At 52.2% G+C, this 13386-nt stretch carries 12 protein-coding genes; 6 read left to right on the forward strand and 6 right to left on the reverse strand.

Annotated elements, in window-relative coordinates; translation table 11 throughout:
• Positions 1 to 147: 147 nt before the first annotated feature.
• The 3 genes from NST37_RS20855 to NST37_RS20865 are packed head-to-tail and all read left to right on the forward strand — an operon-like array spanning position 148 to position 3866.
• Positions 148 to 1251, forward strand: coding sequence for an endospore germination permease (locus NST37_RS20855; RefSeq protein ID WP_339185746.1), 1104 nt, complete (start codon positions 148 to 150; stop codon positions 1249 to 1251).
• Positions 1241 to 2680 carry a spore germination protein gene (locus NST37_RS20860; protein ID WP_327956706.1) on the forward strand — a complete coding sequence of 480 codons (1440 nt, stop codon included), beginning with the start codon at positions 1241 to 1243 and terminating at the stop codon, positions 2678 to 2680. The genes NST37_RS20855 and NST37_RS20860 overlap by 11 nt, the downstream gene beginning before the upstream one ends.
• A 13-nt stretch (positions 2681 to 2693) precedes the next feature.
• On the forward strand, positions 2694 to 3866 hold the full coding sequence (locus NST37_RS20865) for a Ger(x)C family spore germination protein (RefSeq protein ID WP_003391245.1): 1173 nt from the start codon (positions 2694 to 2696) through the stop codon (positions 3864 to 3866).
• Positions 3867 to 3929: 63 nt separating this feature from the next.
• Here NST37_RS20865 and ald read toward each other — a convergent pair whose 3' ends face one another.
• The 4 genes from ald to NST37_RS20885 all read right to left on the reverse strand — a co-directional run bounded on the left by ald (position 3930) and on the right by NST37_RS20885 (position 7273).
• Positions 3930 to 5054: an alanine dehydrogenase gene (gene ald / locus NST37_RS20870; RefSeq protein WP_003391243.1), complete on the reverse strand. Its 1125-nt coding sequence runs from the start codon at positions 5052 to 5054 to the stop codon at positions 3930 to 3932.
• Positions 5055 to 5183: 129 nt separating this feature from the next.
• Positions 5184 to 6419 (reverse strand): helix-turn-helix domain-containing protein, encoded by a 1236-nt coding sequence (locus NST37_RS20875; RefSeq protein ID WP_003391242.1) that lies wholly within the window; start codon positions 6417 to 6419, stop codon positions 5184 to 5186.
• Positions 6420 to 6541: 122 nt separating this feature from the next.
• On the reverse strand, positions 6542 to 6895 hold the full coding sequence (locus NST37_RS20880) for a response regulator (protein WP_003391241.1): 354 nt from the start codon (positions 6893 to 6895) through the stop codon (positions 6542 to 6544).
• A gap of 177 nt (positions 6896 to 7072) precedes the next feature.
• Positions 7073 to 7273: a hypothetical protein gene (locus NST37_RS20885; RefSeq protein ID WP_141334198.1), complete on the reverse strand. Its 201-nt coding sequence runs from the start codon at positions 7271 to 7273 to the stop codon at positions 7073 to 7075.
• 129 nt (positions 7274 to 7402) lie between these two features.
• Here NST37_RS20885 and NST37_RS20890 point away from each other — a divergent pair, with 129 nt between their 5' ends.
• The 3 genes from NST37_RS20890 to NST37_RS20900 all read left to right on the forward strand — a co-directional run bounded on the left by NST37_RS20890 (position 7403) and on the right by NST37_RS20900 (position 10767).
• Entirely contained in the window at positions 7403 to 7795 is a 393-nt protein-coding gene (locus tag NST37_RS20890) for a hypothetical protein (protein ID WP_035980135.1), read from the forward strand.
• Positions 7796 to 7930: 135 nt separating this feature from the next.
• A complete protein-coding gene (locus NST37_RS20895) occupies positions 7931 to 8923 on the forward strand; it encodes a BMP family ABC transporter substrate-binding protein (RefSeq protein WP_003391237.1) in 993 nt (330 codons plus the stop codon).
• Between the two features lie 20 nt (positions 8924 to 8943).
• Positions 8944 to 10767, forward strand: coding sequence for an ATP-binding protein (locus NST37_RS20900; protein ID WP_339186806.1), 1824 nt, complete (start codon positions 8944 to 8946; stop codon positions 10765 to 10767).
• On the opposite strand, the gene NST37_RS20905 is transcribed toward NST37_RS20900, so the two are convergent.
• The gene (locus tag NST37_RS20905; protein WP_003391235.1) at positions 10764 to 11576 is read right to left on the reverse strand and encodes a prolyl oligopeptidase family serine peptidase; all 813 of its coding nucleotides are present in this window, start codon (positions 11574 to 11576) and stop codon (positions 10764 to 10766) included. The two genes, NST37_RS20900 and NST37_RS20905, sit on opposite strands and share 4 nt — an antisense overlap.
• A 188-nt stretch (positions 11577 to 11764) precedes the next feature.
• Positions 11765 to 13030 (reverse strand): group II intron reverse transcriptase/maturase, encoded by a 1266-nt coding sequence (ltrA, locus tag NST37_RS20910; protein WP_024985202.1) that lies wholly within the window; start codon positions 13028 to 13030, stop codon positions 11765 to 11767.
• Positions 13031 to 13386: the final 356 nt, after the last annotated feature.

A 13386-nucleotide genomic window follows, 5' to 3' on the forward strand; every position in this document is an offset into this window, starting at 1 on the left:
AGCATACCATATTTTTTCGTATGAGGCGCACAAAATGAAAGATTCTTTTTTTTCCAGTGGAAAAACGGGTGCCGGGTAGACATTACATAACGCCTTTCCTTTTTGTACATAGTATGGACATCCTTTGAAAAAGGAGTGCACCGGTCCGTGAGAAACCAAACAGGATCTATTGGATTTTTGCAAGCTGTGATGATGATCATGTTGTCTGTCGGGATCACCACTCACGTAACGATCATTCCCCTCTTGCTAAGCAAAGCAGGCCGGGACGCCTGGATCAGCGTTCTGTTGGTAGCCATTCCCTTCATCGGATGGCTTTGGCTTCTTTTTCTCATCTGTCGCCGGATGAACAGGCAGTCGCTCTCCGATTGGCTGGAAGCCACCGTCGGACACGTCGGGAGCCGCCTTTTGCTTTTCCCGTTCATGCTTCTTTTGTACTTGATGGCATTCGTCAATTTGACCGACACGCAGACCTGGACAACCGTCAACTATTTGCCGAACACTCCGGAAATCGTAACGGGATTGGTCCTCGTCTTGCTTAGTGTAGCTGCGGCGTATGCCGGAATCCATTCGATCGCTATCGCCTCCGGGCTGCTATTGCCGTTCGTCGTCTTGTTCGGCTTTTTAGTCGGCTTTGGCAATATGCCCAAGAAGGATTACCATTTGCTTTTGCCCTTGTTTCAAAACGGAATGACTCCGGTTATAAATGGCATGCTCTATGCGGCTGGAGGCTTCCTGGAAATTGTCCTGATTCTGTTTTTGCAGCATCATCTGAGAACGGAAACGAAGTTCATGTACCTCTTAGTGCTCGGAGGGATTATCATCATTCTCACACTTAGCCCGCTGACTGGGGCTATCGCGGAATTCGGACCGGTAGAAGCGACCAAGCAGCGCTATCCTTCCTATGAGCAGTGGCGGCTGCTGACCATGGGCAGATACATCGAAAATCTCGAATTTCTTTCCATTTACCAGTGGCTGTCCGGGGCGTTCGTCCGCCTCTCTCTTTGTCTCTTTCTTGTGACCGAGCTGTTGCAAATCAGCAAACCAAAACAGCGCTTGGGGGTTCTCTCGTTTCTTGGCGCATCGATGCTCGCCCTGATGAGCTTGCCCTTTTCGGACATGCAGTTTCTCACCTTTTTATCGAGATGGTATTTTCCCATGTCGGCGATCATCGTCCTGGTGCTTACCATGGTTCTTGCCATCGTCGCCTTGGTCGCGGGAAAACAGCAGAAGGGACGTCATCATGAATCGTGAGCAAAAGCCGTTGCCGAGCTACCAATTGAGAAGCGAGCCTGCTCTCGGCGTTCTGGAAAATCCGGGCGAAGACGAACTGCGGCGAGCTTTTGCCCACTGCGCGGATGTCATGATCCAGTCGGTTTCATTAAGAGATGGCTCCGGATTCATTCTCGTTTATTGCGAGGGTCTGATCGATATCAAGCAGATGCAAGATACCATCCTGCCTGAGCTAAAAGAAATGGACGAAGGATCTGGGCTCGACGCTTTTCTCGCAGAACCTTTGCCTGCTGACTTTACGGAGTGGACAAAGCGGCTATTTGCCGGAGAGCTGTTGCTTTTTTGGCGTGGAAAGGGTGCGTATTCCTGCGGTCTTTCCAACCGCCCGCAGCGCTCGACGGAAGAAGCCAATACGGAGGTTTCGATCAAAGGACCCCGCGACGGCTTCGTCGAGGATCTATCGGCCAATGTCGCCCTGGTCCGCAAAAGGTTGAGGACCACTTCTTTGGCCTATGAATCCTTTACCTTGGGCACCAAGTCAAAAACTCGGGTGGCACTGCTTTATATGACTGACAAGGCTCCCGTAGAGCTTATCGGGCTTTTGAGAGAGCGCCTTGTCAAAAACGAATCGCTTGAGGTCGTAACCAGCGCCAATCTGGAAAAAACGATTACCGACAATCCCTACTCTATTTTTCCTTTGACCGACTACACGGGACGGCCCGATTACGTCACCTATCTGCTTTTGCAGGGAAAAGCCGCCATCCTGGCAGACAACTCTCCCATCGCCCTGCTTGTGCCCAGCAGCCTGCCGGAGCTGGTCAAGGCCCCTGAAGACGACCAATACCCCGTGGCCTATATTTGGCTGGAGCGGGTTTTGCGCCTGTTTGGCATCTGGCTGGCGATCTTTCTTCCCGGCTTTTGGGTGGCGCTGTCGGCATACAATGTCGAGCAATTTCCTTTTCAGCTTCTGGCCACCGTGAGTCAAGGCAGAAAGGGACTGCCCTTTTCTTCGCCGATCGAGATGCTGGGCATTCTCTTTGTTTTTGAATTCTTGCGCGAAGCCGGGGCACGCCTGCCCAAAAACGTCGGGCAAACGCTGGCGTTGGTAGGCGGGTTGATTATTGGGGACGCATCCATTCGGGCAGGGCTCACCTCTCCCTCCCAGCTGTTCATCGGCTCGCTGACGATCGTCGCCTCTTTTACGCTGGTAAACCAATCCCTGAGTGGCGCTGTCACGATCACCCGTTTTGCCGTCTTCCTGCTCAGTTCGATTCTTGGCATGTACGGTTTTGTCATCAGTGTCATCGGTACCGTGCTCTACCTGTCCACGCTTTCCCCTTTTGGACAGCCGTATGTCCTTAGCCGCTCCCCCATGATCTTTTCCGATCTGGCGCAGGTGCTTGTCCGCCCCTTGCTTTCTTTGATCACCAACAAAAAAAGATCCGACTGAGGGAGGAGGTTTCATGAAAACCGGGAGGAAGCTTTTCCCGCTTTTGCTGTGTCTGTTCTTGACGACCGGCTGCTGGGACCAAAAGGTCATTCAGAATATGGTGTATTTGACTGCCATCGGCATCGATTATACGGACGGCCAATACGTTTTTTACACGCAAACGGTGGATTTGGCCAGGGTCGCAAAACAAGAGACCCAGGCAGACGAAAGGGAAGCCCCTGCCGTAATCGCCGTAGGCAGAGGAGATACGCCTCAATCGGCCATCGACAACCTGATCAAAAATGCCCAGATCCCGACATTCACCGGATTTGTTTCTTCGCTGATCTTTCACGAACGAATACTGGAAAAGGGGATTCTTCCGGTCTACGATATTTTGAACCGCTCTGGCCTTCTCCGATATACCAAGTGGGTTTTCGGAACACACGACAAGCTGGAGGAGGTACTGAGTGTACAGCCTGTTTTGGGCTTTTCTCCCGAATCCACCTTGCTTCATCAGCCCGTGGATGTTTACAAGCAGCGCTCTTTTATCCAGCCGATCCGCTTTCACGAATTCATCTCCGAATACTGGGAGCCTGCGAATACGATCTTGCTCCCCTCGATCACCGTCGTGAAGAACAAATGGAAAATGGACTCTCAATTTATTACACGCCTGTCGCTCAACGGCGTATTTGCCATCCATCACGGAAAGCTTAACGGCTTCTTTCCCGAAGACGAGTTGCTCGGCTTGCGCTGGCTTACTCCCAGAACCCAGAGTGCCGGAATCGTCATCCGAAAAAACGGCAAGTCGGTCGCGACAGTCCGCTTGCAGCGCCCGGATGTCGTCATTCGCCCGAAAAAGACCAAAGGTCCTGTTCGTTTTGATATATCCATCAGAGTAAAAGGGTACATCCGGGAGTTGATGGAAGACAATCCGTCTTCGTTTATCCGGAAGGAATCGGAGAAGGAAATAGAGCGGCAGATACGGGGAGCTTTTGAGAAAAGCCTGCGTTCGGGGGTTGATCTGCTGCGGCTGGAATACGTTTTGTTCCGTGAGGATTATCAAAGGTGGAAGCAAATGCCCAAATCCCAAGCGTTCCCCTTTCAAGCAAACGCCCTGGCAAAAGTCGAGGTCAACGTCGATCTCGCGGATTCGGGCAAGATGAAGCTGGATTGGTATGACTATCCCCGGTTGATCGAGCAGAACTAATAACTGCCCGCCCCGATCGGCAGGGCAGGCAGTTGATCTGCATGTGTATGAAAAGGGCAAGCCTTAGTTTTTCACCAAAAGCACTTCTTCAAGCGCTACATACGGCAGGTTGTGAGCTTCTGCAACTGCCTTGTAGGTTACTTTTCCGTCGATGACGTTTACACCTTTCGACAGCGGACGATTGTCCAGGACCGCTTGACGGTAGCCTTTGTTCGCCAACTGCACCGCATACGGCACGGTCACGTTGGTCAGTGCCAGCGTGGATGTGCGGGCTACAGCACCCGGCATGTTTGCAACGGAGTAGTGAATGACGCCGTGTTTTTCGTAAGTCGGATTGTCATGTGTAGAGATGCGGTCACAGGTCTCGATGGAGCCGCCTTGGTCGATTGCTACGTCTACGATCACGGAACCAGGAGCCATGGTTTTTACCATTTCCTCCGTTACCAGACGTGGCGCACGCGCACCCGGGATCAGGACAGCGCCTACGAGGAGATCCGCTTTTTTCACGGCATTCGCAATGTTGAAGGAGTTCGACATCAGTGTTTGCACGCGACCTTGGAACAAGTCGTCCAACTGACGCAGACGGTCCGCGCTCACATCGAGGATCGTTACGTTCGCACCCAGACCGAGTGCCATCTTCGCAGCGTTGGTACCTACGATACCGCCGCCGATTACGACGACTTCACCTTTCGGCACGCCTGGTACGCCACCCAAAAGCACGCCTTTGCCGCCATATGGCTTTTCCAGGAATTGAGCGCCGATTTGCACGGACATGCGTCCAGCCACTTCAGACATTGGCATCAGGAGGGGCAGAGCGCCGTTGTCCAACTGAATGGTCTCATACGCGATGGCTACCACTTTTTTCTCTACCAGAGCACGCGTCAGTTCCGGTTCTGGAGCGAGGTGCAGGTACGTAAACAGGATTTGGCCTTCACGGAAAAAGCCGTATTCGCTCGGAAGCGGTTCTTTTACTTTCATCACCATATCGGCTGCCCAAGCTTCTGCTGCCGTGGCTACGATTTCCGCGCCCACTGCGGTGTAATCTTCATTGGTAAAGCCGCTGCCGAGTCCAGCACTGTTTTCGATCCGGACCGAATGGCCGTTTTGCACGAGTGCTGCTACACCTGCTGGCGTAATGGCCACGCGGTTTTCATTGTTTTTAATCTCTTTGGGAATCCCTACAATCATCGTATAAGTCCTCCTTTTGCAAACGCCGAATGACGAGATTACCTACATTGTACAGCGTTTACAAACCGATTTTCCTTGGGGATTCCCTTAATCTTGCCTTCCTTTTATTTGTGAAAATCCACAAACGAACTACCGTTCGCTGTTTAATTTGTCCAGCTTCAACTCCAGGTAGAGCGCCACCCGCTGATTCATGTCTTCGAGATCGACCTGCATGATCTCTTCGATTCTCTTCAATCGATAGCTAAGCGTATTGATATGGATATGCAGCCGATTGGCGGTGATGTTCACCTTTCCGGCAGCATCCAGATACGTTTCCAGCGTTTCCGTCATCGCGGTCTGATTTTCCGCGTCATACTGCTTCAGCCTGGCGAGCCTTTCATTTTCGTACCCCTGTTCCTCGTCCCATTGCTTCAGCTTGAGCAGATACCGGTAGATCCCCAGCTCGCGATAGCCGTGGATGCCCGCGGTTTCTTGCGGAAACAGCCGCTTGATCTTGACCGCATGCAAGGCTTCCCGGTAGCTTTTCACGAGATCGGCGTAGGCTTTGTAGCTGCGGCCGTAGCCTGCCGTCACCTGCCCCTCGCTTACGTGCGATTCCAGTTTTCCCAAGGAATCGGCCAGGAATTGCTTCACCTTTCGAACCAGCGCCTCATCCTGCTGTTTTCCTGCCCCGGCCTGTCCGATCAACAGGACGATTTGGTTGCCATCCACGACCCAGAGCAGCTTGTCTCTCATCAAAAGCGGGTACAGATACTGCTCCAGGCGCGTCCCCGCCGCCTCAATGATACAGATCAGATACGGCGTGGACAGCTGCAATTGCAAACTTTCCGCCTTCTGGCGAATGAGCGTGTCGCTGCTGTGGTTTCCGAGCAGCAGCTCCCACAAAAATTCTTTGCGCCGCTGCTCCTCCGCCTTCCGCTTGCCCTGCCTTTGAACAAGCCGGGAGACGGCAGCCCGTGCCGCTTGGCGCAAGATGTCGTCGTCTTCCTCCGTGATCGGCCGATTGACCTCGATCGCCCATATATACCCCAGGACCTCGCTCCCTTTGCGAATGGCGATGGCTACCCGCTTGCCCAGCCCGACCTCGTCCTTTGCCGGGATGTGCACAGGCTCATCCTTGGTCAGCAGCTCCTGAAACACGCCGTCTTTCCACAGCCGGGTCAGCACCTTCTCAGGCACGCGCCGGCCCATGATCGTCGACCACCTGGCCTGATCGGTGCTCTCGCTGTGAGAGCTGTAGGCGATCAGCTTGTGGTCGGCATCCTCAATTGTGATCGGGTTCTGCAGCAGCTCGCCGATGACATCAGCCAGCTCGTCGATATCGGCATGCTGAAATTGTTGGAAAACATTCGGTTGGTTTGACACGGCTCCACCCTCTTAACGCTCGTGTATTGCTATTTGTTTATTATAACGAAAAGACGTCCCGGTTCGTATCAAAAGTGAACGAAAAAAGCCGCTCCCGCAAACGAGAGCAGCTTTTCATACATTTACACCAGACGGGAAATCGCGTCCAGAATCTGTTCCTTTTGAAAGGGTTTGACCAAAAAGTCGCGGGCACCATTTTTCATTGCTTCCAATACTTTTTGCCGATGGCCGATAGCAGAGCAGATGAGTACCTTTGCTTCCTGGTCGATGGCCAGAATCTCTCGCATCGCTTCGATTCCCTGCATTTCCGGCATGGTAATGTCCATCGTGACGACGTCAGGCTTCAGTTCCTTGTACTTTTCAATGGCCTCCACACCGTTGGCCGCCTCTCCGCACACCTCGTGCTTCCCGGCTACCATGTCGGCCAGCATTTTCCTCATAAACGCCGCATCGTCTACAATCAACAAACGGGCCACGTAGTTTTCCCCCTTGAATTGTCTCGCACTTATCCTTTAACTTTTACAAAAAATCAGAGACTTGTCCACGAGAGAAAATGGCTATTTTTGTCGAACGTACAGTTTGCGATCCGGCTGGGTTCCCTGAGGGAAAATGCAGATGAAACACGAGGAGCAGCGGGCTTTTTGACTCTCCTTCTACTCCGCTAAAAAGCCGACGGACCGTTCGGTTTCTCCTGTCTGGACGGAAGGGCTGCTTGGTTTTGGATGTGGGGTCGTCTCGCCAATCTCGGGAAGATCTACCTGCCTGATTTCATCGGGAATGTCGATTTGGGGAATTTCAATCAGATCTTTTTCCACCTGCCGCACCTCTCTTTTTTGTCTTTCGTAATTGCTCACGGTTATCATTCCCTGCCGTCCACTCCCCCATTCCTCTTTCGCATGATCACGCGCCAGTTGGACATAATGTAAAAGGCGAACTGCCGAATTGTTTGCGCACGTCTATTCCATTTACTGGAGGGTATGCAGATGAACAATCGTCATCAATACGATCTGGGACAAGCTCACCAACAATATGCCCACCTGCACCGGAGCCACGCTCAGGCTCACCAGCAGCAAGCGATGTACCATCACCAGCAGGCCGAAATGCACCAGCGAAACGCCCACGCCTACTCGATGCAACAAGGTCAGGGCCATATGATGTATCCGAATCAGCCTGCCTACAACGAGAAAAACACCGCGTACAACGACCAGGTTTCCCCGGCCGCCCTGGTTTTCCGCGGTCACATTTCTCCTGAGGCGATTCAATCGCTCAGCCAGTACCAAAACCCGTATGCCACTCCAGCCAACCCTGCCCTGTCGCAGCATGCGGCTCACGCGGTTGAGAATCAACGCGCTCTGCAAAGCGGCTATCGTTTCTAAATCGGTTTTCTGTAATTCAAAAGGAGGTCTGTACTCTAGGAGTACAGGCCTCCTCTTTTTTCCTGCGGGAGGATTTTTGTCTCATTTTGTAGAAATGTGTTCAATTACGTTTTCATTTTTGTGGAGGAGACACTCATGCCCAAGCTTCAACCGTTTCCCGCTTTGTTTGCCTGCCTGGTGATCGGGTTGCTTTTGCTGAATACAAGTCAATTTTTGACCAGTATGAAGCATATACGGCAAATGGAGGAAAAAGGAGTGCCTGGCCATCGGCTGCACGTCGCCCTTATGCTGGAAGGTCCCACCTACGACCAGGGGTGGAACAGCAGCGCCCTTGAAAGCTTGACAGAGCTGCAGAAGCAATATGGGTTCTCACTGGAAGTAGCAAGCAATCTGGACCCTGAAAAGATTACAGCGGCCGCCGAGCAGTACGCCTCCAATGGCTATGATCTCATATTCGGACATGGTGTCATTTTTTCCGAACCTTTTACAAAAGTGGCTCCGTTTTATCCGGAGACCCGTTTTGTTTCCTTTAACGGAGAAGCTCCACACTCCAACCAGACCACCATCCGCTACGATATGTGGCCCGCAGGATACCTGGTAGGAAAGCTCGCCGGGCAGATGACCCGTACGCGAAAGGTCGGCTATATCATCGCGGACAAGCCCACCGAATACGATCAATTGAATGGCTTCACACAAGCAGTCAAAGACACGAGCGGAAAAACAAAAGTGATCGTCGGCAAGGTTAGCGATTTCAATGACATCGCAGGAGCCACCAAGGCGGCAAAAGAGATGATCTCCAAAGGGGTCGACGTGGTCTACACCACGGGGGACAGCTTGAATCTGGCCGTCATTACCGAAGCGCAGCGTGCCAATATCTACGCGATCGGCTACATCGCTGATCAACGCTACATCGCACCCAATCACGTAATCGCGTCGATGATTCAGGACGTTCGACAATGCTATCGGACGGTCATGTCTCAATTTACTGCCGGAAAATTGCCTTCGGGCAGCGTTACCTACGGGCTGAAAGAAGGAGTAAACCGTCTGAGCTCGTTTGGACCCATGGTTCCCAAAGAAATACGCGAAGAAATCAAGCGGGAGCTGGACAAGTTGATTCAGCGCCGCTAGATGTTTGGAGGATAGACATGATGTCTCCGTTTCGCAGCTTAGGTTTTCAGAAGAAAATCATGCTCAGCTACTTGGTCATGATGCTGCTGATCGGGTGTGTAACGACCTTGTTCAGCTACCAGATGACCAAGGTGACATCCGATGAGATGCATCTGACCCAAAATGTTCTTCCTCAGGCCAGTGCTCTTTTGGATGTGAAAAACCAGCTCTACCTGAAGACTTACGCCTTGAAAATGTACACCTTGACGCGACAGCCATCTTTCCTTGATCAATACTACACAAATCTTGTCAACAGTGCCCGGTTCTCCTCTGTTCCCAAAACGGAAGAAAACGGTGAGCTGCTCACGGTCATCGATTTGATCTCGCAGCTCGATTTCATCTTCTTGAACAAAATCAATCCCCTGCTGCAAGCAGGCAACGTAACGGCTGTCAGCTATGTACTTGAGACAGACGTGCAGCCAAAAATCAACGAATTGGAACGGCATCTGACCTATTCCCTCAACCGCCTGGAGTACCAGACGAACAAGGAATTTCAGAAAACGAATGAGACCTTGAAGGTTTCCCTGATCCTGACGTACAGCGTATCTGTCGCTTCTATTTTATTCGGACTGTTTTGCACGTTTTACTTCCGAAGAGAGCTGCTGCGTCCAATCCGGTCTTTGATCGAACAAGTCCGGGAAGTGTCCAAAGGAACATTCGGCCAGCAGATTGTCTACGACACCAAAGATGAATTTCATGAACTGGCGCAGGAGTTTAACAAAATGTCGACCAGCATTGCCCGACTGTTCCAGCAGGACGAAGCCCGCAGACAGGTGCTGGAGGAAGAAAAGAATGTCAGAGAGCAGATTCTCAACTCCCTCCCGGTCGGCGTCATTACCCGCCATTTTCATTCGGAATGGGTACACATCAACCAAAAAGCAAAAGAACTCGTCCGCCTGGATTCCAGTCATTTCCCCATGACCAAAGACCCCGACCTCTGGAGTGGCGGACCGGGGGAGCAGACACCCTGGTTTGAAAATCGGAAAATCTCGCTCTATCGCGAGAATGAAACGCCATTTACTGCGCTTGTCTCCTACGTGCCGCTGCGGAATCAGCACGACCAGGAAGCTGGATGGATGGTCGCTTTTTCTGACATCACCGAACAAGAGCAAGTCCAGGATTACCTTCACCAGTCGGAAAAACTGGCGATGGTCGGCCAGCTGGCCGCAGGCGCTGCCCACGAAATTCGCAACCCGCTGACTGTGATCTACGGGTTTATTCAATTGCTCCAGCAAAGGCTGCCTGAGGAAGAAAGAGACCGCCACTACCTCCCTTTGATCTTGCAGGAAATCGAACGGGTCAATCATATCGTGACAGAGCTTTTGATGCTCTCCAAGCCGTCGGAGCCCAACTATCGCGAGGTGTCGCTGACAGAGGTGCTGCACTCCATCCTGCCGTTGATGAAGGGCGAAGCTGCCCTGCACGGAATTGAAATCGTCGACCTGCTGGAAAAAGATACGCGGCTGGAGGTTGACGTCGAGCAGCTCAAGCAGATTTTGCTCAACCTGATGAAGAACAGCATCGAGGCGATGAAGCACGGGGGATCGCTCTGCATCGGAAGCAAGGTGGTTGATTCGACTGTCCAAATCCGCGTGGCCGACACCGGTTCGGGCATTCCTCCCGAGCATCTGGTACGCATCTTTGATCCTTTCTTCTCCCTCAAGGAAGAGGGAACGGGACTTGGCTTGCCCATCTCCCGCCGCATGGTTGAAAACCACGGCGGGAGCATGCAGATCTTCAGCGAGCCGGGCAAGGGAACAGAAATTGTCATTTCCCTGCCGCTCTGCCGCCATGGACGCGCTTAGGCCCGAGGAGCTGCCAGCCAGTCAAACATCCGCCTCGTGTACGCCTCCAGTACTTCTCCTTTGAACAAGTGGCTGGCACCCTCCGCCAGCCACAGCTCATGGGGCTTTCCGTTTGCTTTCAGCGCATCGGCCAGGCGCCGGGCGTGCTCAACTCCGACATTCCCATCTTCTGTACCGTGGATGATCAATACCGGACAGCTAATTTCCGCTGCGCGAAAAATCGGCGAGCGCCATCTGTAGGCCTCTTCCTGCTTGCGTGGGTGGCCGACCACACGGCGAAGCATTCTCCTTAAATCAATGCGCTCCTCGTACGTCAAAAACAGATCGGATACACCTCCCCACACAACCGCAGAGCGCAGACCTGGGCACTCGATCGCCGCCAGAAGCGCCATAATTCCGCCTCGTGAAAAGCCATAGACGCTGATCCTCCCGCTGTCTACACCGGGCATCCGGCAGAGCAGCTCATAAGCGGAAAAGACATCGTGCCGATCCTCACCGCCAAACTCGTCTCGCCCCTCTCCTCCTTCATTGCCCCGATAGTGAGGGGCAAGCACGACATAGCCAAACGAGGCCATCTGGCTAATCCGCTCCGGCCGGACCTTGCCCACCCCCTTGATGCCCCCGCGGCAATAAAGCAGCGCGGGCAGGCATTCCCCCAACTGGGCATCGGGCACAGCGAGCGCCGCTTTGACCAGAAGTCCCTGACTGTAATAGCTGACTGTGTAGAGACGGACACCGGGCTCAACAGAAAGCTCCGGGACAGCTTCTACAAACGGCTCCAAATAGTTGCAGGCGGTTTCTGCTTCCACTTTACTCTCCCTCTCCTTTCTGATCCTCGAAGCTGGCGTCAGCCCCGATCAAATCAGCCAAAGACTGCGACAACCATTTCTTATATACTGTCTGCTGGGGACCTCTTTAGATTCCCCAATCGAGTAGGAGGGGGCGACTAACCCCCGTCCTCTCACACCACCGTACGTACCGTTCGGTATACGGCGGTTCACCAAGCTTGACGAATTTGAGAATATCGTTGCACTAAGCTTTTCAGCCCTTGTTGTTGCCAGTAGGCAATGCCGAGGGCTTTGTGTATATGCGGAGATTTTGTGGTACGCCATGCACCCTTGCGGGTATTTGCAATTTCAATGGCTTTTACGTGAGATATGCCAAGAGAGCGAAGTTCTCGATATCTGGTTCTCACGCGTTTCCACTGCATCCACAAACAAAGACGGAGCCTGCGCCTTGTCCATTCCTCAATGGATTGTAGAATGCCCTTCGCGTCTGCAAGGGCGAAATATCCAATCCAGCCCATGAGGTACTGATTTATTCTTTCAATCCGCTTCTCCATCGAGATGCTCCACACCGGATTCGTGATCGTGCGGATTTTCTCTTTTAGCTTGAGGAGGGATTTGGGGTGGATGCGAATCCTTGTCTGTTTTGCAAAGGTAAAACTAAAGCCCAAGAATTTTCGTTTCCATGGTCGGTCTATCGCGCTTTTCTCCTCATTTACTTTTAGCCTTAGTACCTTCTCCAAGTGGTTTTGAATACTCTTCTTTACTCGTTCCCCTGCCCGTTTTGTTTTCACGTAGATATTACAATCGTCTGCGTAGCGGCAGAAACGGTGGCCTCTCTTTTCGAGTTCCTTGTCCAAATCATCAAGTAGGATATTTGCCAAAAGTGGGCTTAACGGCCCACCTTGCGGTGTTCCTTCACTTGATGTTGTACAGACGCCATTTATCATGATCCCCGCATTCAAGTAGGAACGAATCAGTCTTAAAATTCTCTTGTCCTGAACTTTTCGAGCCACACGGCTCATTAGAATATCATGATTTACGCGATCAAAGAATTTCTCTAGATCGATGTCCACCACGAAACGATATCCTTCGGAGATATACGCTTGCGCTTTCCTTACTGCCATGTGAGCGCTACGTTTTGGACGGAACCCATAGCTAGATTCCGAGAAGGTGGGGTCGAAGATCGGCGTTAACACTTGGAGGATGGCCTGCTGAATAAAGCGGTCTACCACGGTGGGAATGCCTAATAACCTTACACCACCGTCAGGTTTCGGGATTTCGACTCTGCGAACAGGTGAAGGTCTATAGGTTCCCCTTTCCATCTTCTCGCGGATGGCTTGCCAGTGTTCACGTAGATAATCGCGTAGTTGTTCGGTTGAAACACCATCGACTCCACCGACACCTTTGTTTTCCTCCACTCGTTGGAGTGCCATCCGTAAGTTTTCCCGTGATAAGACTTTTTCCAGCAAATCCATAATGATGTTCCTTCCTTCGCACATGCGGACTCCGTGCTTGCTGTACGATACTCAGCCCTCTTTTGTACCCTCGGGGCTTCACCCCTGCTCTTCAAAAGTAGTTCCTTGACAGAATTCTGCTTCGACGTACCGTATCAAAAGACATGGATCGCATGCTGACTTGATGTTCGGCCCTTCCCCATTCAAGCGTCCTCTACTCGGGTACTATGGCCTCTGCTGACTTCTGCATGTTCAGCGTCTCCTTACGGAGACGGTTACCAACAGTTGAAGGCGTTTCATGCAGACCTCCCCAGGTAAGAACGATAACTTTCATCCCATGTACCTGCCCAAGTTTACTACTGTATCCCTTGGCTGTA

The sequence above is a fragment of the Brevibacillus sp. FSL K6-6036 genome, from assembly GCF_037964015.1.
Taxonomy (GTDB): Bacteria; Bacillota; Bacilli; order Brevibacillales; family Brevibacillaceae; genus Brevibacillus; species Brevibacillus borstelensis.